Here is a 19,386-nt window from a genome sequence, read left to right on the forward strand (position 1 = left end):
CTAGGCTTAGGCTGAAGATCGCAGTAGTCGGGCAGTGCGCCTGGCATAAGGAAGTGAATGAACAAGTTTATAGTTCTGATCGCAGTCATGCTGTTGGCAGGGTGTACCACCAGCGCCAAAACCCATGCGGTGCGTGGTGTAAGTGGTATCGAAGTCGACTGTTCAGGTTTGGGCTCTGGCTGGGAAAAATGCCAGAAGCGTGCCGCGAAAGAATGCAAAGGGGCAGGTTACAAGGTCGTAGTGCGATCCGATGACGCCAAGGAGGAGGATGATTTTCCATTTGGTTTCAATCCGGCCGGTTATCTCACGCGCAACATGTTGGTGATTTGTCGTTGAAAGGGCAAATATCCAAACGTTGTGCCGCCCTGAAAAAGTGCGCTCCGACGACGAAGAAGATATGTCAATCCCTGGGCTGTTCAAATTCTTCCGGGCGTGCTAAAACCTTTCAAGCGCTGATCTAGCTGCTTGAAAAAGAAGGGAAAAATATGACGAAGTCGGAGTTGATCGAACGAATTGTCACCCATCAAGGGCTGCTCTCATCCAAGGATGTGGAGTTGGCCATCAAGACCATGCTTGAACAAATGTCCCAATGTCTGGCCACCGGCGATCGCATCGAGATCCGTGGGTTTGGCAGCTTCTCCCTGCACTATCGCGCGCCGCGCGTAGGTCGCAATCCGAAAACCGGTCAGTCCGTCAGTCTGGACGGCAAGTTCGTTCCGCATTTCAAGCCTGGAAAGGAACTGCGAGATCGGGTCAACGAAGAAGAGGAGGAGGGGGTTTGATTGTTACCGTACTCAAAGGGACTGCGCATGCGTAATCTAAAACGCATCCTGTTGGCCGTGCTTATTCTCGTGCTGGTAATGGCAGTGCTCGCCTTCGTTCTGGAGAACCAGCAATCGGTTTCATTGCTGTTTCTTGGTTGGGCGGGGCCGCAACTTCCGGTGTCAGTGGTTCTCGTGCTGGCGTTGCTGATCGGTATGTTGATCGGACCGGTTCTTGGCTGGTTCCTGGGGCGTACGTCCAGAGCTAACCGCAAGCGCCTGGTCTGACATCGGCGTAAAGCAAACCGCGATCCAGACTTTGGCCACTGCTTGTCTATATCCATTAGTAAAACGTTCATTAAGCTGTAAAATGCTGCGCTTATCCGATACTGGCAGATTTCCATATCGGTTCAGACTGACATCGTCAGAAGCCACAGCTGAAATGATGGCTTTTGCATTCATGGATTAGACAGCGCTCGCTCGACGGCCCTGTCAGCAACTCAAGGGTATGGTTTCGCGTGAAAATTCTAGTAACCGGCGGCGCCGGGTTTATCGGTTCCGCAGTGATCCGTCACATCATCTCCAATACTTCCGACGCAGTCATCAACGTCGATAAGCTGACGTATGCTGGTAACCTTGAGTCGCTAGCCGAAGTCAGCGGTGATTCACGCTACGTATTTGAGCGCGTTGACATCTGTGATCGTGACCAAGTCGACCGTGTCCTGCGTGAGCACCAACCGGATGCAATCATGCACCTGGCCGCAGAATCGCATGTCGATCGCTCGATCACTGGTCCGTCCGAGTTTATCCAGACCAATATCATCGGTACTTACACTCTGCTGGAAGCAGCCCGCCAGTACTGGTCGGCGCTGGATGACACCCGCAAAGCTGCTTTCCGCTTTCACCATATTTCGACTGACGAAGTTTACGGCGACCTTGAAGGTCCGGAAGATCTCTTCACCGAAACCACGCCTTATCAGCCAAGCTCGCCATACTCGGCCAGCAAGGCAAGTTCCGATCATCTGGTTCGCGCGTGGGCTCGTACCTACGGTCTGCCAACTCTGGTGACGAACTGCTCGAACAACTATGGCCCTTGCCACTTCCCTGAGAAGTTGATCCCGCTGATCATTCTCAATGCGCTGGAAGGCAAGCCGCTGCCGGTCTATGGCAAAGGCAATCAGGTTCGTGACTGGCTGTATGTCGAAGATCACGCTCGTGCGTTGTACAAAGTCGTAACCGAGGGCGTCATCGGCGAGACCTACAACATCGGTGGCCACAACGAGAAGCAAAACATCGAAGTCGTGCACACACTGTGCGCCTTGCTTGATGAACTGCGTCCGGATTCTGCTCACCGTCCGCATGCCAGCCTGATCACTTATGTTCAGGATCGTCCGGGCCATGACCAGCGCTATGCAATCGACGCGAGCAAAATCCAGCGTGAGCTGGGCTGGACGCCGGAGGAAACCTTTGAGACTGGTATTCGCAAAACCGTCGAGTGGTACCTAACCAACACTGAATGGGTAGAGCACGTCAAAAGCGGTAGCTATCAGCAGTGGATTGATCAGAACTACGCAGATCGCTCGAACAAGGCATGAGGATTCTGCTGCTGGGTAAAAACGGTCAGGTGGGGTGGGAGTTACAACGCTCCCTTGCTCCGCTTGGAGAGTTGGTCGCGTTGGATCGGCACACTGTGAACGGTTTGTGTGGCGATCTGGCTGATCTATCGGTCTTGCGTGAAACCATTGCCCGGGTTCAGCCAGACGTAATCGTCAATGCGGCTGCTTACAATGCAGTCGACAAAGCCGAGTCGGAATCCGAGCTGGCGCTGCGAGTCAATGGTTTGGCGACCCAAGTGATGGCAGAACAAGCCGCGCGTTTGGGCGCTTGGCTGATTCACTATTCGAGCGACTATGTCTTCGACGGTCATGGCCAAACCCCTTGGCGGGAAACCGACACTGCTGCTCCGTTGAATCGCTACGGCGAAAGCAAGTTGGCTGGAGAGCAAGCGATCCAGGCTTCAGGTTGTAAGCACCTGATTTTTCGTACCAGCTGGGTTTATGCAGCTCGCGGCCAGAACTTCGCCATGACCATGCTGCGTCTGGCAAGGGAGCGCCAGGAGTTGAATGTCATCGCTGACCAGGTGGGAGCGCCTACAGGAGCCGAACTGATTGCAGATGTCACTGGACTAGCGTTGCAGCAGGCATTGCTTCGGCCGGAGCTTGCGGGCGTGTACCACCTTGCTGCAAGTGGTGAGGTTTCCTGGCACGGTTATGCTAGCCATGTACTTGGTTTTGCCGAAGCTAGTGGCGAAAAGCTAGCTGTTGTGGCAATCAATCCGATAGAGGCAGTTGCCTACCCAACCCCCGCGCGTCGCCCTCAGAATTCACGTTTGAATACTCAGAAGCTGCGCGACAATTTTTCTCTACACTTGCCGGATTGGCAAAGTGGTGTAACTCGAATGCTTAGGGAAGTTCTGAACAAATGACCACGACAAATCGTAAAGGCATCATCCTCGCTGGCGGCTCGGGCACTCGTCTGCACCCTCTTACTCTTGGTGTTTCCAAGCAGATGTTGCCGATTTACGACAAGCCAATGATTTTCTATCCGCTGTCGGTACTCATGCTAGCTGGCATGCGTGAAATACTGATTATTTCCACCCCTGAAGACCTTCCATGCTTCCGTAAATTGCTCGGTGACGGCAGTTTGTACGGCATCAAGCTTACCTATGCCGAACAGCCGACGCCGGACGGATTGGCGCAGGCGTTCATCATTGGTGAAGAGTTCATTGGCAAGGATCCTTGCTGCCTGATTCTGGGAGACAACATCTTCTACGGTCAGCACTTTTCGGACAATCTGCGATCCGCCAGCTCGCAACAACATGGCGCCACCGTGTTTGGCTACCACGTCTCCGATCCAGAGCGTTTCGGTGTGGTCGAGTTCGACTCTACCGGCCGTGCCTTGAGCATCGAAGAAAAGCCACTTAAGCCAAAGTCCAACTATGCCGTTACCGGGCTGTATTTCTACGACAATCAGGTTGTTGAAATTGCCAAGAACATCAAGCCGTCCGAACGGGGCGAACTGGAAATCACCGATGTAAATAGCGCCTACCTCAATCAGAAGTCGCTTAATGTAGAAATGCTTGGTCGTGGCTTCGCATGGCTGGACACCGGTACTCATGACTCGCTGCTGGAGGCCAGTCATTTTGTACACACAATCGAGCAGCGCCAAGGCTTGAAAGTGGCATGCCTGGAAGAAATTGCCTACAACAATGGCTGGATCACCGCCGAGCAACTCGCTTCTCAAGCGCATGCCTTGAAGAAAACCGGTTATGGTCAGTATCTGCAAAAGTTGCTGGACTCGCCTTCTCGCTGATTCGAAGGCTACAGCGTTTACACTCGGTGAGTTCCACCGCCGCTAGCAGGAATGGCATGCCAGTAAAACATCCCAAGATTGCGGTTTTGCTGGCTGCCTACAATGGCATGCAGTGGATCGAGGAGCAGGTAGCCTCGATCCTCGGCCAGCGGTCCGTCGATGTCACTATTCATATCAGCGTTGACCCGTCCGATGACGGCACCGAGGTCTGGTGCGAGGCCCTCGGCGCTGGCGACGATCGCGTTGTGCTCCTGCCTCCAGCCGGGCGTTTCGGTGGTGCGGCACGGAACTTTTTTCGTTTGATCCGCGATGTTGATCTGACTGGTTACGATGCTGTGGCCTTCGCAGATCAAGATGATATCTGGCAGTCCGACAAGCTGCTGCGTGCCACTCAAATGATCGACTCGCTGGGTGTTGATGCTTATTCGAGTAATGTCACAGCCTTTTGGCCAGACGGCAGGAAAGTTCTGCTCGACAAGAGCCAGCCTCAAGTTGCCTGGGACTTTTTGTTCGAGGCGGCGGGACCCGGCTGCACGTATGTGCTGAGTTCGGTACTTGCCCAGTCGCTGCGCCAGCAGGTTAGTCATGATTGGGAGCAGGTGCAGCAAGTCACTCTGCATGACTGGTATTGCTATGCGTTCGCTCGTAGTCATGGCTTTCATTGGTACATTGATTCGCGCCCAAGCATGCTCTATCGGCAGCACGAAAGTAATCAGGTGGGTGCCAATACCGGAATTTCCTCGCTGTTCCAGCGCTACGTCACCATTCATGAAGGGTGGTGGTTCAAGCAAGTCAGGACAATCGCTTTACTCGTCGGTGCAGGTAACGCTCCATTTGTCAGGGGTTGGTTGAATTTGAGGCGGCGCGATTTACTGTTGCTTTCGGTACGAGGCGGGCAGTGCCGTCGTCGGCTTCGGGACAAGTATCTGTTCTTTTTCGTTTGCTGTCTGACGGCTGCTATTGGAAGGAAGCCCTGATCGAGACTGGAGTGGGCATTGCGATTCTGCCCGGCACGTTCGAAGCCTAACAACCGGGGATGAAAGTTCTCTATAATCCCCCCCGTCTTGTGAAGGGAGCGAATCAAGCCGGTACGACCGAAGCACTGGAATAGTTCTTCAAGCTCTCGGCCGACGTTTAATTGCAGTGGAGCATATAGTGTCAAGCCCATTATCAGCGGATTCCGCGAACTTCCGCCTGACTGATGCTGTCGAAGCGGCGGAACGGGACGCGTCGGTCGCTATATTGATGTGCTCTTTCAACGGTGAGCGGTTTCTCTCCGAGCAATTGGCATCTATCGAGCGACAGGACCATACGCGTTGGCAGTTGTTCGTCTCCGATGATGGATCAACGGATTCTACCGTGGATATTCTCAGTTCCTTTCAAGCGCGCGTAGGGGGAGAGCGAGTCACGCTGCTTGCCGGTCCGCGATCGGGGTTTGCAAATAACTTTATGTCGGTTACTTGCCTGGAAAGCATCAGTGCGGATTTTTACGCCTGGTCAGACCAGGATGATATCTGGGCGGCGGATAAGTTGAGCGCTGCGTTGAGTTGGTTGCGTCAAGTGCCCACGGATATTCCTGCGCTATATGCTTCCCGAACGACAGTGGTCGATGAGGGCGGTGTCGACGTAGGGATGACTCCCGGGTATCGCGGCATTTTCAGTTTTTCCAATGCTCTGGTTCAGAATGTCGCCGCCGGAAACACGATGGTGTTTAATCGCGCCGCGCGTGAATTACTTCGGGCCGGCCCGACTCTGGGCGTCGTAGCTCATGATTGGTGGGCTTACTTGCTTGTCACCGGGGTCGGCGGGCAGTTTTATTTCGATCAAGAACCGCATCTTTTCTATCGTCAGCATCAAGCGAACTCGATTGGCGCCAACGCGGGCTTCAAAGCGGCCCTGACGCGCATTCGTAAGTTGTTTCAGGGGCGTTTGAGGCATTGGATCGATCGCAATATCAGCGACCTGGAAACCGTAGAGCGCCTTCTGGCGGAGGAGAATCGCGAGGTGCTTCGCCGCTTCGCGCAAGCTCGCAATCGAGGCGTGGCAGGTCGAGTGGCGGGAATATGGCGCTCGGGTGTATATCGCCAGACGCTTCTCGGAAATCTGGGTCTTGCAGTCGCGATCATTTTCAAAGGAATTTGACAATGAACGCTTTCAAATGGAATGAATATGAGTTTTTTTGAGGTTGCAGGTTAATGCAGAAGTTTTCAGCGGCGCCTGGCGTCATGTTTTCCAGCGTCTGGCGCAATCGAGCGCTTATAGTTGCGTTGATCAAGCGGGAGGTTATCGGTCGGTACCGAGGCTCCTTCATGGGGATCCTCTGGTCGTTTTTCAATCCGATCGTGATGCTCTCCATCTATACATTCGTTTTCAGCTTCATTTTCAATTCCCGTTGGACAGGGGCCGGTGATTCCAAATCGGAGTTTGCATTGATTCTGTTTGCGGGGCTGATGGTTTTCAACCTCTTTTCAGAGTGCGTAACCAGAGCGCCCAATCTGATCATTTCAAATGCCAATTACGTCAAAAAGGTGGTGTTTCCGCTGGAAATATTGCCCTGTGTGATAGCAGGGTCCTCCTTGTTTCATGCGTTGGTCAGCTTGGTCGTCTGGTTGTTGGCATACTTTGTATTTTTTGGCGTGCCGCCGGTTACGGTGTTTTACTTGCCGCTGGTCATCGCGCCTCTGCTGCTGGTCATCCTTGGTCTTTCCTGGGGGCTTGCCTCGATAGGTGTCTACTTGCGAGATGTTGCACATTTCATTGGTCTGGTGACGAGCGGCCTGATGTTTCTCGCGCCGATTTTTTATCCTGCAACCGCTGTGCCGGAGGAGTATCGAGGTCTCTTGGTACTCAATCCTCTTACCGTCGTCGTGGAAAATGTAAGGGCTGTATTGTTTTTCGGGCATCAGCCGGACTGGCAGGCGCTCGGCGTGTATGCATGCATTGCTATTGCAGTGGCTTACCTGGGGTTCGCCTTTTTCCAGAAGACTAGAAAGGGGTTCGCCGATGTCATCTGAAATCGCAATCAATCTTCAGAATGTCAGCAAGTGCTATCACATTTATGACAAGCCCCGTGACCGCCTCTTGCAAATGTTCGCCGGTCAGCGCAAACAATATTTTCGCGAGTTCTGGGCGCTCAAGGATGTCTCGTTCGATATCAGGAAGGGCGAGACCGTAGGCATCGTTGGTCGTAACGGTAGTGGCAAGTCGACGCTCCTCCAGGTCATTTGCGGCACGCTCAATCAAAGCATGGGTGATGTTCAGACCATGGGGCGAATCGGTGCTCTGCTTGAACTGGGATCGGGATTCAATCCAGAGTTCACCGGGCATGAAAACGTCTATATGAATGCGGCAATTCTTGGCTTGAGCCGAGAGGAGGTGGACGCGCGCTATGACGACATTGCCGCTTTTGCCGATATTGGCGAGTTCATTCATCAACCGACCAAGACGTACTCGAGCGGTATGATTGTGCGCCTCGCATTTGCCGTTCAGGCGATGGTTGACCCTGACATCCTGATCGTCGATGAGGCCCTGGCTGTCGGGGATGAACGTTTTCAGCGCAAGTGCTTCGCCAGGCTGGATGAGTTAAAGGCCAAAGGCACTTCGATTCTGTTTGTATCCCACTCGGGGCCTCAGGTCGTCGAGCTTTGTGACCGGGCAATTTTGATGGAGCGCGGCGAGCGCATCTGCACAGGGTCGCCGATGGAAGTGGTGCGTGCCTATCAGAAGCTGATCTACGCCCCCGTCGAAGAGCAGCCTCGCCTGATTGAAGAATTCAGGAATATTGGAACAGACAAAGTTGTAATTGAAACTGAACAGGTCGAGGCTTCTCAGGATGCTTCACCGCAAGACCAGTACTTCGACGCCGGGATGGTGCCCGAATCGACTACGGTGTATCCGGAACAGGGTGCCCGAATTGATTCTTTCGAGATATTCGACAAGGAAGGACGGCGCTGTAACGTCCTGAAGGCCGGTGGCGAATACGATATCGTCATGCGAGGCATACTCACTGAAGCGGTCTCGCGAATATTTCTGGCGATGCATGTCCGAACTGTTTCGGGGGTGGTCGTGACAGGTCAGCGCTATCCCGACGAGGGTAAATATTTCGACTGCGAGGGTGATTCGCGCGAGTTCAGAATCGCTTTCAGCATCAAGATGGTGATGCTTCCGGGGGTATACTTCGTCGGCGGCGGTGTGTGGTCGGAGAGCGAACCTACCTTGTGCCACCGGATCCTGGACGCGCTGATGTTCCGGGTGGTATCGGATCAGGGGGCGAGATCCTTCGGTTATATGGACGCCTCCATCAATGAGCCAGCTTTGGAACTGTTCTGAAATAATTTTTTGATCTGCTAGGGGATGTGCCGATGCCTTGCACGAGCGAGACTCAAAAAGGCCGGGCGTCGGATCAGACATGCCGTTGCATGTCGGAACAATATTCCTTCGCATGAAAATCAATGAGATTGAGAAGAAAGTAATGACGAGCAGTGATAAGCAGCGTTTGTTGGACTATTTTTCCTGGAATAGCTGCGCATCGGACCGGCGAAAGTTGTTCTATGTGGCTACACCGAAGGTAGCCTGTACATCATTAAAGTGGTGGTTCGCGGAACTCGAAGGTGTTGCACAGGCTGTTCAGGAGCAAAAAAGCAGTTCCGAAACCGATCCAGAACTGGCTATTCATGACACGTTGCTGAGCGTTGCTCCGGATCTGTTTGTCAGTACACCCGAGCGGTTGGTACAGATCGAGGAAGACGGGTATTTCAGCTTCGCGTTAGTGAGGAACCCCTACAAGCGGATCTTTTCCGCTTGGCAATCTAAAATACTTTTGCGCGAGCCTTTGCAGATTGGTCCTTATCAAGGGCAGGATTTCGTCGAATATCCGATTGAACTCATGTCCGATGTAGCTGGTGCATTCGAGAGTTTCCTGGAATACATCCATGCCTATGAGCGGGATGGGTTCAAGGATTGTCATTGGACTCCACAGTATGATTTGCTTCGACCTGATCTGTTTTCCTACAGTGTCATTTCAAAGATAGAAGATACGTCAGCGCTTGACGCAGCGCTGCGGGTTCATCTTGCCGATGCTTATGTAAGTCCTTTTACGATGACAAAAGCAAACGAAAGCATGATCCCCTACCTTCCGGAGTTCATCAGCTCGCGATCCAAAGAGCTGATAGAGGACCTGTATTCCCAAGATTTCGAGGAGTATGGTTACTCAAGAGTCATTCCGCCCGCGAAGGAGCGATTCACCCAAGACCAGTTGACGGTGGCGCTCAAAGGTATCGAACTGCTGCGCGGCCGGCATCAGCGCATGGGTGAAATGCGGCAATCCTCAATTGAGCAGATGTCCGATCTGCAGAAGGATAAGGATTGGCTAATCAAAGAGTGCGAAACCTGGAAGGCATTCGGGAAAAGTAAGGAAGACCAAGTGTACGCTCTTGAGGCTCACTGTGGCGCCCAACAAACGCACTTCGACGCTCTTGATAGTCGTTGTAATGCACAAGAGGTCCAGATAGCTGCGGAACGTGAAGAGTGCCAGATTCTAAGGCTCGCGTTGGAGCAGTCGAGGAATGAGGTTGTTCAGTTGAAGGTTGAGCTTGATCAGCTGAAGGTTAATGAGCTTAAAGGAGCGTAAGGTGGCGAAGGTTTCAGTTGTACTTACTTCCTATAATCACGAGAAGTTTATTGGGCAGGCGATCGAGTCTGTCATTAATCAAACATTTACTGATTGGGAACTGATCATCGTTGATGATGTTTCGCCGGATGGCTCTTGGGCTGTTATCGAAAGTTACAATGATCCCAGAATCATAAAGATTCAGAATGATAGAACGCGTCGTTATATCTACAATATTAATCGTGCTATCGAGTCGCAAAGCACCGGTGAATACATTGCTATTCACCACTCGGACGATGCTTGGGAGCCGGAGAAACTGGAGAAACAAGTATCTGTGCTGGAGGCGAATCCCGGCGTAGGCGCTGTATTTTCGCATGTTCAATGTATTGACGAAAACAATCGTCCACTCGTTGTCGAATGGTTCAATCAGCCGAACAAGCCGCGTACCGCGTGGTTGCGCTCGCTGTTTTTCAACGAAAACCAGCTGTGCCATCCGAGTGCGCTGGTCAGACGTACTGCGTATGAGCAGGCCGGTCTGTACAGAAGCGCTCACGCACAGACAGACGATGCTGAAATGTGGACCCGGTTACTGAAGATAGCCGACATACATGTGGTACAGGAACGCCTGACCTTGCACCGGATTTTCTCGGATCAGTCCAACGAAAGCGGAGAGCGGCCGGACAGGCGTGCCCGGATGTGGTTGGAATGGTACTTGCAGAAGAAACACTACATTGGTATGTCACTGGCTGACATTGTTGAAGCGTTTCCCGAAAGTGAGAGGTGGGTAACTCCTAACGGAGCCAATAGCGGATACCTGCTAGCCATGTTCGCCATTCAGATCGGCGGCTGCCCGGGCACGCGGCTTTTCGGTGTCGAACTGCTTTATGAGTTGATGAACAACTCTGAAGAGCGCGCGGATATCGAAGCTATTCATGGCTTCACTTATCTGGATTTCATTGCGCTCACTGGCCAGGAAGATTTTTTCAACCCGGCGGCTGTAGCGCCTGTGGCGCCCAAACCAATTGCCAGCAATCCGCTGCGGCGTTTTACCGGTAAGGTGTTGCGCAAGCTTCGCGTGTTGTAATTGGTCAATTTGCATCAACAACCGACCAAGCGTTGAGTCTGGGTCAGGCCGGTGCTTCGTGTTCGAAAGACTTGAGCGCAGCGCCGATTTTGTCGTAAGTGAAGTAATCTGTGACGTTGAGGCAGTAAGTGAAGGTCGATCTGAAGATAGTGAGTAGTGTCCTTTTTTTCGTCTTGATTGCGATCGGCGTGTTGTCCTTCGCTCGCTGGGCAGGCGTCGGGAAGATGGTGGCCCCCCCCGCACCGCCAGTGGCATCGGCGATTCTTCCACAAGGGTTGGAAGTGACAGTAACTCCTGCTGGAGTCTCGCTTGAAGTAAAGGCTTGTGATATCTCCATGTTGGAGGATGAGTTCTTCCTGCACCGGTATCCGGCGGACACTTCGAACGCAGGAGCCGAGGGATTTATCAATCAGCAGTTCAATCTGAAGGCCCTGACACCAGACAAAACCCTAAATCAGGAAGGCATTGCTTCTTGTCGCTACCGCGTTGAGTTTTCTCCTGTCGCAATTACACGTGTTGCAATTGGCCAGTTCAGGATGCCGGAAGGGCGTTGCTGCGACATTTTGTGGACTCAAGAAGTGAAACTTGATGAATAGCCTCCAAGCTACAAGTACGGCTCCCAGTGTCCATCGTTCGTTTGGTCTTGACGTCTGTCGGACCATTGCCTGCCTGCTTGTCGTTTTCGGCCATATGCTGGGGCATTCGACACCTCATCCCGTATTGGCAGGGTTCGCATTTCTTGCGACGTTCGGCGTGGACCTGTTCTTTTGTCTGAGTGGCTTCCTGATCGGCAGAATCCTTCTGAAAGAAGCGGGGCATTGGCGCGAGCAGAAGGTAAGCGGGCTGACAGGTTTCTGGTATCGGCGGTGGATGAGGACTTTGCCGCTTTATCTCTTTTTCTTTTTCGTTTCACTGCGCTTTGACTGGGCGGGTGCAACCACGTTTGTCGAGCAGTTTCACTATCTGGTGTTCGCGCAGAACTTTGCCTGGAATATGACGGATTTCTATCGTTTGTCATGGAGCCTTGCGGTTGAGGAATGGTTTTATTACACCTTTCCACTTGTCATGATGTTGATGATCGGCCTGGGAGCAGGTGTCAGGCGTGCGGCGATGATCGCTATCGTGGTCTTCATGCTTGTACCTTTCTTGGCCCGTATGGGGCTGCCGATTCAATCAGTGCGATATGACGACGCCCGATATGTTGTTCTGTATCGACTGGATGCCATCGGGTTCGGGGTGTTGATCGCCTATGTCTATACTTGGCACCGACCAATTTTTGAGCGTCTTGCAACGTTCTGGTATGTGCCATTTGCGTTCGCTGTCGCGCTGATTGTCTTGACCCGACAGGGGCTTCCATGGACGGCTGGTAGCAAGCTCGAGCAATCCTTGTTTTTTACGTGCTCCGCCATGTTTTTCGCGGCTTTGATCCCCGGATTTTTCAGTTTGCGTGCATCCCGTTCAAATGTGCTTAACCGGTTTGTTAAATATACTAGTCTGATTTCCTATTCTATTTATCTTGGTCATATTTTCGCTTTTATATTAGTGATAAATGTGCTGAATCGATATGGATTGCATGAAAGTATCTACACTAATCCATGGTTGGCCTATCCGATTTTCATTGCGTGTGTTTATGCGCTCGCTCATCTGACGTATACCTTTGTCGAGAGACCATTTTTAAGGCTTCGTGACGTGAATGGTTTGTCGATACTAAAGTATTTGAAAAGTCTTCAGCGTTTTGGCGCAGGGAAGTGAGTCACCGTTATGTCAAACTCCGTACACATTGATCTCCCCCTTGCTTCTGGTTCGCGCGAAATGACCAACAGGTATAAAGCAAGTATTGAGCGTCCTGCTGCCCTAGAGCAAAGTCACGTCCTCGTGGTCAGCTGTTCGACTGCAGCCCTGCCTGATTTTTCAGGTCTGTACCGGTCACTGCTAGACCAGACATTCCAAGCCTGGAGGTGGTTGATTTGCTGTGATGTAAGAGAGGAGGATTCAATCAGCCCTGCCTTTCTTCAGGCAGTAGCCGTCGATAAGCGAGTGCTTGTTGTCAGTGGCTCAGATTGCGCTGTCGCGAATGATGTATGGGCGCATCCTGAATACGTTGTTTTGGCTGATGCAGCGACGGTGTTCGATCCGACCTTCATCGAGAAGGCAATCTGGTGTCTTGAGTCGAACCCTGAATTTGCCTTTTGCAATTCCTTCGGTGAGGTCCCGGGGGAGGAGGGTGGAGAGATTCGGCAGAACTTGAGTGAGGGCAAATATTATCTTGAACACCCTCATGCCAAGGTCAGAGGCATCGTTGTCCGCAAGTCGGCCATTTTGGAGGTGTCTGACGAAGTAGCGCTCTTGGCTGACGGTCGAGAGCCTACTTCGCTGCTTGTTCGCTTGGCAGCTGCCGGTCATTGGGGTTTCACCATCGCTGAGTTCCTGCAGACCTGCGGCAGAGTGCCGTTGCGTCAAGGTGTTGAAGTCTCACCTGCCGTATCTTTCAAGCATGTTCCGAACCCTCACCGGCGTTATCCATCGGCTTATGAAACGCTTCCAGAGGGCGTTGTTTTCAACAATCCGTTGGAGCGCAATACGCACGGTAGAAGAGTTATGTTCTTACTTCCGTGGATGGTTGAAGGTGGGGCTGATCGAGTCAACATCGATCTCATCCAGGGATTGGTGGCAGATGGGGCCCGCGTGACGGTCTGCGCCACGCTTGAGGCCGATCATCGCTGGCAGGACAGGTTTGCGGAGCTGACTCCGGATATTTTTATCCTGCCGAATATTCTCTCACTGTCTGATTTCCCTCGATTCCTGCTATATCTCATTGCCTCCAGGGACATTGATACGGTGTTGGTTGCCGGGAGTACGTTGGGTTACCAACTCCTTCCTTATTTGCGAACTGCGGCACCGAAAACAACGTTTGTGGACTTGAGCCACACCGAGGAAATGCACTGGCTCAACGGTGGGCATCCGCGGTTCGGAGTGGGCTATCAGGATGCGCTGGACATGAATGTGGTCAGTACGGGCCATTTAGCGGAATGGATGGTGCAGCGTAACGCTGACTCCGAGAAGATCCGGGTCATGTACACAGGGATCAAGTCACACCCGGTTTCGCTCTCTCTGGCTGAGCGCGCTGAGAAGCAACGTGATTTAGGGTTGGATGATCAGGCGTTGACGATCATTTTCGCCGGTCGTATGTGTAACCAGAAGCGACCGCTAAAGTTGGCTGAGATTCTGAATGCATTGAAGCAGGCAGGCATTCGCTTTAATGCATTGATCATCGGTGAGGGTGAGTTGCGTCCGGCGTTTGAGGACATGATCAAGCAGTATGGCCTGGATGCAGAAGTTCACGTGATGGGCTCGAAGTCGCATGCCGATTGGCTTTCGTTACTGGCGATTTCCGATGTCTTGTTGATGCCTTCGGAATATGAGGGGATTTCGGTTGCTCTTCTTGAGTCCATGGCGGCGGGTGTTGTGCCAGTAGTCGCAGATGTTGGCGGGCAGGATGAGCTGGTGGGGGAAGAAACCGGATATCTGATTCCCCACGGCGAGGACGAGGTTCGGCACTATGTCGGCGTAATACAAACGCTCTCGAATTATGCGGTAATGCGTGAACAAAAGGCGCAAGCGTGCCGACGACTGATCGAGGCGCAGTACACAGCGGCGGCCACTAATCGTAAATGGCTGCAAATACTGGATGAGGCTCAAGCCAACCGGGCACGATCGTCGCACCCGTTTTTGCCGCTTGGTCTGGCGAAAGAGTTGGCAACGACGGCATTGGAAAGTCGGCGTGTAACATCCTATCTGGATTATCTCTATAGTACCCATTGTCTGACAAACGAAGCTCAAACCGTAGCGCCAATCAAGGGTGGAATTTTACGTTCGCTGTTTGCGCAAGTTCGCCAGCATCGATTGGGTGAATACTTTTTTGAAAAGCCGGTGATAAGAAAAATCCTGCGAAAGTTGAAAGCGCTGGTTTCTTGACGCTTTGTAGCTTTTGTGTTACTTTTTTTGTCATTTTTATTGACTGATTGACGTCAATTTATTTGCCATGGATTCGATGTTAGTCGAGAATTTTTATGAAAATTACAGTGTTTGGTGGCGGCGGTTTTATTGGGTCAACTATTGTTGACCGCTTGTTGTTAGACGGCCATTCAATTCGAGTGTTTGAACGACCGCGTGTAGTTGAATATCGTAAGTTTTTACCTCATGAATGTGTCGAATGGATGACAGGCGACCTGTCGTCGACCAGTGATTTAAATAAAGCGGTGGAAGGGGTAGACGCTGTTTTTCACCTCGTCTCTACCACGCTGCCGAAAAGCTCGAACGAAGACCCGGTTTATGATGTGCAGAGCAATGTGGTCGCAAGTTTGCAATTGCTCAATGCGATGGTTGCGCACAACGTTGGCAGAATTGTTTTTATTTCTTCGGGGGGCACAGTCTATGGTGCACCGAAGTATCTGCCTATCGACGAAAAGCACCCGACAGATCCGGAAGTTTCTTATGGTATTACGAAGCTGACCATCGAGAAATATCTGCAAATGTACAACCATCTGTACGGCATCAAACCCGTGGTTCTGCGGGTTGCCAATCCTTATGGTGAGCGACAGCGCGTGGAGACAGCTCAGGGGGCGGTGGGCGTATTCATCCATAACGTATTGAAGGCGTTGCCCATAGAAATCTGGGGGGATGGCAGCGTTGAGCGCGACTTCCTGCATGTCAGTGATGTGGCAGAGGCATTTGCCAAAGCCGCTACATATTCTGGTAGCGCCAGCGTCTTTAATATCAGCTCAGGTGTTGGCACCAGCCTTAACAGCCTCATGTCCATGATTGAAGAAGTCAGTGGTGAGCCAGTTGCCAGGAACTATAAGCCTGGACGGTCTTTTGATGTTCCAGTCAGTGTGCTGAGCAACGATCTGGCGCGGGACGAGTTGGGGTGGGAACCCAAGGTGTCGATGAGGGAAGGGATAGTCAGAACCTTTGAGTGGGCCAAGAACGAACTGCAGAAATGAGGGTAACCGGGTGAGTTACCGTCTGCTCGCTGATAGCGTTGGTTGAGAATGAAAGTACTACTCACGGTTCATCAGTTTTTCCCGGAGTTTTCTGCGGGTACTGAAGTTTTGACCCTGTCCGTTGCGCGGGCGCTGAAATCCCGCGGGCATGATGTCAGGATCTTTACTGGCTATCCGACTAGCGAGACCCTCGCGGATGAGAATCGCTTCGATCAATATCGTTACGACTCAATCCTGGTGGATCGCTTCCGGCATTCTTATGTAGCCATGGGTGGTCAGACTTCAAAAATCGAGATCGGTTATGACAATCATCTCGCGGCTGATTTCTTTGAGCAATTGCTGGAAGAATTCAAGCCGGATGTCGTTCATTTCTTTCACCTCAATCGCCTCGGCACAGGCTTGATCGAAAAAGCGGTTAATGCCGGTGTCCCGGCTTATTACACGCCCACGGACTTCTGGAGTATTTGTCCCTCCGGGCAATTGCTGCGTTGTGGGGGGCGGGCCTGTGCCGGGCCTAGCGCGGATGCGGGTAATTGTGTCGTGCATTTTGCCGCCAGTCAGCTTCCTGTCCGGATTGGAGCGCTTGTTACAGCGGTTCCGGATGGGATCAGCGACCTGCTGGTACGAGTGCTGGGCTCCGCCCGCATGCCCTCCAGGTCTCTGCTCGGTGAGGTGCGCGCGCTGAATGGTCGCCTTGAACGCAATGTACGACGGCTGAATCTTTTGCAAGGGATCATTGCACCGAACCAGATGATCGAAGCATTGTTGGTGCGCAATGGTGTGCAGTCAGACATCGTCGTCAGATCGTCCTACGGAATCAATCTTGAGCCGAAAATTGTGCTGCGAGATCGTACGTTGGATGAGCGTCCCTTGGTGTTGGGGTTCATTGGCACTCTGGCGTCACACAAAGGTTGTCATGTGCTTCTGGAAGCTCTGCAGTGCTTCTCTACTCGGGTTATACAACTCGAAATATATGGCAAGGAAACTGACTTTCCCGACTATGTGGCCCGCTTGCGTCGATTGGCCAGTGGCAATGCCTCGGTAAAATTTTGTGGCACATTCGCCAACGAAGAAATATTCGATGTCTTGGGTAGATTGGATGCCCTCGTAGTGCCATCTGTATGGAATGAAAATACGCCCCTGGTCGTGTATTCGGCCCAAGCTGCCGGTTGTCCGGTTGTGGCTTCCGATGTGCCTGGAATCGCAGAGGCTGTCACGCACGATGTCGACGGATTGCTGTTTGAGCCGGGGAGTGTGAAGGGGCTTGAAGGCGCCTTGAGACGATTGCTTGCCGAGCCCGGTTTATTGGCGAGTCTGGCCTCGAATTCTACCCCTCCAAAATCTGTTTCTGTTTATGTAGACGAGTTGTTGCAGATATGGAAATTATCCATGTAGTCAACTCGGGTATGGTTCTCGTTCCGAGGTTTTCCTTGGCTCGGAGAGTCGCTGGGTTTATTCTTCACGCTTAATTCTGAATCCGGGTTCGGGGTCTGCACATCATGGTTTTTGTTGGCCTTGCAAATCCGAATATAAGTCAATATGCATTTAGCTGCGGTGTGGTTTAGATGACCGAAAATCTTGTCGCTCATCACATGGTCGTCGATCGGGGGCAGCGTAGTGCTCTCAAGCAGCAACGACCTGTGGTTCTGTGGTTTACCGGGCTCAGCGGTGCCGGCAAGTCGACGATAGCAAACGCTCTGGAGCAGGCATTGCTCGAGCATAATCGTCATACATATTTGCTGGATGGAGACAATATGCGTCTCGGTCTGTGTAAGGATCTTGGGTTCAATGATTATGATCGGGCGGAAAATATCCGTCGAATTGCCGAAGTTGCCAAACTGCTGGTTGACGCGGGGCTGATAGTAGTCAGTGCATTCATTTCGCCTTTTCGGCTTGATCGGGAACTGGCCCGGAAAGTGATCGGTGATGAATTCTTTGTCGAGGTCTACATCAGCACGCCATTGCTTGAGTGTGAGCGTAGGGATCCAAAGGGGCTTTATGGCAAAGCTCGTTCGGGCATGATAAAAAATTTCACCGGCATTGATTCTTTGTATGAGCACCCCCTGAATCCGGACATATCTATCAATACACTTGAAGAAGATGTGTCCACTTCGGTGGCGAAAATCATGCAGTATCTAGTCGGGCGAATCGAGTCTTGAAAACGCTGATCATCATTGGTGCAGGGTTCAGTGGCGCGGTCACGGCCGTTCAATTCTTGCAAGTGTGCAAACCTGGCACGCGAGTGGTTTTACTCAACCGTTCCGGAGAGATGGCGCGTGGATTGGCCTACGGAACTAACAGTTCCAAGCACTTGCTGAATGTGCCTGCGGGGAACATGTCGGCACTGGTGGATCAGCCAGATCACTTTCTGCGCTTTTGCGAGACGCGCTTGCCGGGTACTTCATCGGCATCTTTCGTCCCGCGTAAGCTCTATGGCGAGTACCTTTCGGGTTTGCTTGCAGACGCTGGGCGCAACTGTCGTGAAGGTGTGAGTTTCGAGCGGATCACTGCCGAAGCACACAGCATCGAAGAGATGAACGGCAAGGCGAGGATACAAATTGCGGATGGTCGGGAGATGATTGCCGATCACGTGATTCTTGCATTCGGAAATTTTTCGCCATTCAACCCTGACATTACTTCCATTCCCCGCGAAGCAGGCCGCTATCTGGCAGACCCCTGGTCCGGTGAAATCGAGGTGCCGATCGATTCGCAGTCTCCCGTCCTTCTGCTTGGCGCAGGACTCACTGCGCTGGATGTGGCGTTGACGCTGGATCAGCAGGGGCACAGCGGCCCGGTTTACATGCTTTCACGACGGGGCGTTCAGCCGTTGTCGCATCGGAGCTCGCGGCATGTGGATGCGGTCGCGGGAGACGTGGTTCAGACTCTATCGTCTTCTGCTCCGACAGTATTGAGCTACTTGCGTCACATGCGTTCACTGGTTCGCGTTGCTGCCAGGGATGATGTCGACTGGCGCGATATCGTCGCGGCCGTGCGCCCGATCACAGCGCAATTATGGGAGCGCTTGAGCGAGGCAGAAAAACGACGGTTTCTGCGTCATCTGCAAGTGTATTGGGATGCCCATCGCCATCGAGTCGCCCCGGCTTCGTATGCAGGTTTTTCGGCGCTCATTGAACAGGGTCGGCTTAAGCCTATGGCGGGGCGAATCCACAATATTGAAGTTTTGCCTGGCGGTCTACGAGTTCACATCGGAGTGCGGGGTTCCACGGCGGTCGAGTCGGTGGAGGTATCGCATATCATCAATTGCACAGGTCCGAATTCAAATCTTGCTCGGGTCGATGATCGTTTAATCGTTCAGTTGCGTCAGGCAGGGCTGATTCGCTTGGATAGACTCGGTCTGGGCATTTGTGTGGATCAGTCGCTTTCTGTACTCAACCAGCATGCAGCACCTCTCAGTTGGTTGAGTTATGTCGGGCCGATGCTCAAGGCTCAATTCTGGGAAGCTACCGCTGTGCCAGAACTCAGAAAATATGCCCGGGACCTAGCCGTACGCGTTGCTGAAAAAGTCGGTTGAGGCTGAATCAGTCGATCGACGCCTGG

Annotated in this window: 19 protein-coding genes; all 19 read left to right on the forward strand. The window is 52.4% G+C overall.

What is annotated here, in order from left to right; all coding sequences use genetic code 11:
- Positions 1 to 57: 57 nt before the first annotated feature.
- The 19 genes from ACP7EE_RS06935 (at position 58) to ACP7EE_RS07025 (ending at position 19,360) form a co-directional block, all read left to right on the forward strand.
- Positions 58 to 336: a hypothetical protein gene (locus ACP7EE_RS06935; RefSeq protein WP_420646597.1), complete on the forward strand. Its 279-nt coding sequence runs from the start codon at positions 58 to 60 to the stop codon at positions 334 to 336.
- Between the two features lie 149 nt (positions 337 to 485).
- Positions 486 to 782: an integration host factor subunit beta gene (gene ihfB, locus ACP7EE_RS06940; protein ID WP_003189779.1), complete on the forward strand. Its 297-nt coding sequence runs from the start codon at positions 486 to 488 to the stop codon at positions 780 to 782.
- A 27-nt stretch (positions 783 to 809) separates the two neighbouring features.
- A complete protein-coding gene (locus ACP7EE_RS06945; protein ID WP_426203101.1) occupies positions 810 to 1,049 on the forward strand; it encodes a lipopolysaccharide assembly protein LapA domain-containing protein in 240 nt (79 codons plus the stop codon).
- Positions 1,050 to 1,279: 230 nt separating this feature from the next.
- On the forward strand, positions 1,280 to 2,356 hold the full coding sequence (rfbB, locus tag ACP7EE_RS06950) for a dTDP-glucose 4,6-dehydratase (protein ID WP_426234007.1): 1,077 nt from the start codon (positions 1,280 to 1,282) through the stop codon (positions 2,354 to 2,356).
- Positions 2,353 to 3,246: a dTDP-4-dehydrorhamnose reductase gene (gene rfbD / locus ACP7EE_RS06955; RefSeq protein WP_426234008.1), complete on the forward strand. Its 894-nt coding sequence runs from the start codon at positions 2,353 to 2,355 to the stop codon at positions 3,244 to 3,246. The genes rfbB and rfbD overlap by 4 nt, the downstream gene beginning before the upstream one ends.
- A complete protein-coding gene (gene rfbA / locus ACP7EE_RS06960; protein ID WP_426234009.1) occupies positions 3,243 to 4,133 on the forward strand; it encodes a glucose-1-phosphate thymidylyltransferase RfbA in 891 nt (296 codons plus the stop codon). The genes rfbD and rfbA overlap by 4 nt, the downstream gene beginning before the upstream one ends.
- A 56-nt stretch (positions 4,134 to 4,189) precedes the next feature.
- Positions 4,190 to 5,110, forward strand: a complete 921-nt coding sequence (locus ACP7EE_RS06965; RefSeq protein WP_426234010.1) for a glycosyltransferase — start codon at positions 4,190 to 4,192, stop codon at positions 5,108 to 5,110.
- A gap of 178 nt (positions 5,111 to 5,288) precedes the next feature.
- Positions 5,289 to 6,275, forward strand: coding sequence for a glycosyltransferase family 2 protein (locus ACP7EE_RS06970; RefSeq protein WP_426234011.1), 987 nt, complete (start codon positions 5,289 to 5,291; stop codon positions 6,273 to 6,275).
- A 53-nt stretch (positions 6,276 to 6,328) separates the two neighbouring features.
- Entirely contained in the window at positions 6,329 to 7,147 is an 819-nt protein-coding gene (locus ACP7EE_RS06975; protein WP_426234012.1) for an ABC transporter permease, read from the forward strand.
- Entirely contained in the window at positions 7,137 to 8,462 is a 1,326-nt protein-coding gene (locus ACP7EE_RS06980) for an ABC transporter ATP-binding protein (protein ID WP_426234013.1), read from the forward strand. Before ACP7EE_RS06975 ends, ACP7EE_RS06980 begins: the two co-directional genes overlap by 11 nt.
- 79 nt (positions 8,463 to 8,541) lie before the next feature.
- On the forward strand, positions 8,542 to 9,762 hold the full coding sequence (locus ACP7EE_RS06985) for a sulfotransferase family 2 domain-containing protein (RefSeq protein WP_426234014.1): 1,221 nt from the start codon (positions 8,542 to 8,544) through the stop codon (positions 9,760 to 9,762).
- A 1-nt stretch (position 9,763) separates the two neighbouring features.
- Positions 9,764 to 10,825 (forward strand): glycosyltransferase family 2 protein, encoded by a 1,062-nt coding sequence (locus ACP7EE_RS06990; protein ID WP_426234015.1) that lies wholly within the window; start codon positions 9,764 to 9,766, stop codon positions 10,823 to 10,825.
- A gap of 128 nt (positions 10,826 to 10,953) precedes the next feature.
- A complete protein-coding gene (locus ACP7EE_RS06995) occupies positions 10,954 to 11,421 on the forward strand; it encodes a hypothetical protein (protein WP_426234016.1) in 468 nt (155 codons plus the stop codon).
- Complete coding sequence (locus ACP7EE_RS07000; protein ID WP_426234017.1) at positions 11,414 to 12,577, forward strand: acyltransferase family protein; 1,164 nt, start codon at positions 11,414 to 11,416, stop codon at positions 12,575 to 12,577. The genes ACP7EE_RS06995 and ACP7EE_RS07000 overlap by 8 nt, the downstream gene beginning before the upstream one ends.
- 9 nt (positions 12,578 to 12,586) lie before the next feature.
- Positions 12,587 to 14,800: a glycosyltransferase gene (locus ACP7EE_RS07005; RefSeq protein ID WP_426234018.1), complete on the forward strand. Its 2,214-nt coding sequence runs from the start codon at positions 12,587 to 12,589 to the stop codon at positions 14,798 to 14,800.
- Positions 14,801 to 14,895: 95 nt separating this feature from the next.
- Positions 14,896 to 15,828 carry an NAD-dependent epimerase/dehydratase family protein gene (locus tag ACP7EE_RS07010; RefSeq protein WP_426234019.1) on the forward strand — a complete coding sequence of 311 codons (933 nt, stop codon included), beginning with the start codon at positions 14,896 to 14,898 and terminating at the stop codon, positions 15,826 to 15,828.
- A gap of 48 nt (positions 15,829 to 15,876) precedes the next feature.
- Positions 15,877 to 17,223 carry a glycosyltransferase gene (locus ACP7EE_RS07015; protein ID WP_426234020.1) on the forward strand — a complete coding sequence of 449 codons (1,347 nt, stop codon included), beginning with the start codon at positions 15,877 to 15,879 and terminating at the stop codon, positions 17,221 to 17,223.
- Between the two features lie 170 nt (positions 17,224 to 17,393).
- Entirely contained in the window at positions 17,394 to 17,987 is a 594-nt protein-coding gene (cysC, locus tag ACP7EE_RS07020) for an adenylyl-sulfate kinase (protein ID WP_426234021.1), read from the forward strand.
- Entirely contained in the window at positions 17,984 to 19,360 is a 1,377-nt protein-coding gene (locus ACP7EE_RS07025) for an FAD/NAD(P)-binding protein (RefSeq protein WP_426234022.1), read from the forward strand. Before cysC ends, ACP7EE_RS07025 begins: the two co-directional genes overlap by 4 nt.
- Positions 19,361 to 19,386 lie beyond the last annotated feature (26 nt).

Source organism: Pseudomonas sp. TWP3-2 (assembly GCF_049897765.1).
In the GTDB taxonomy this organism is placed as follows: domain Bacteria; phylum Pseudomonadota; class Gammaproteobacteria; order Pseudomonadales; family Pseudomonadaceae; genus Aquipseudomonas.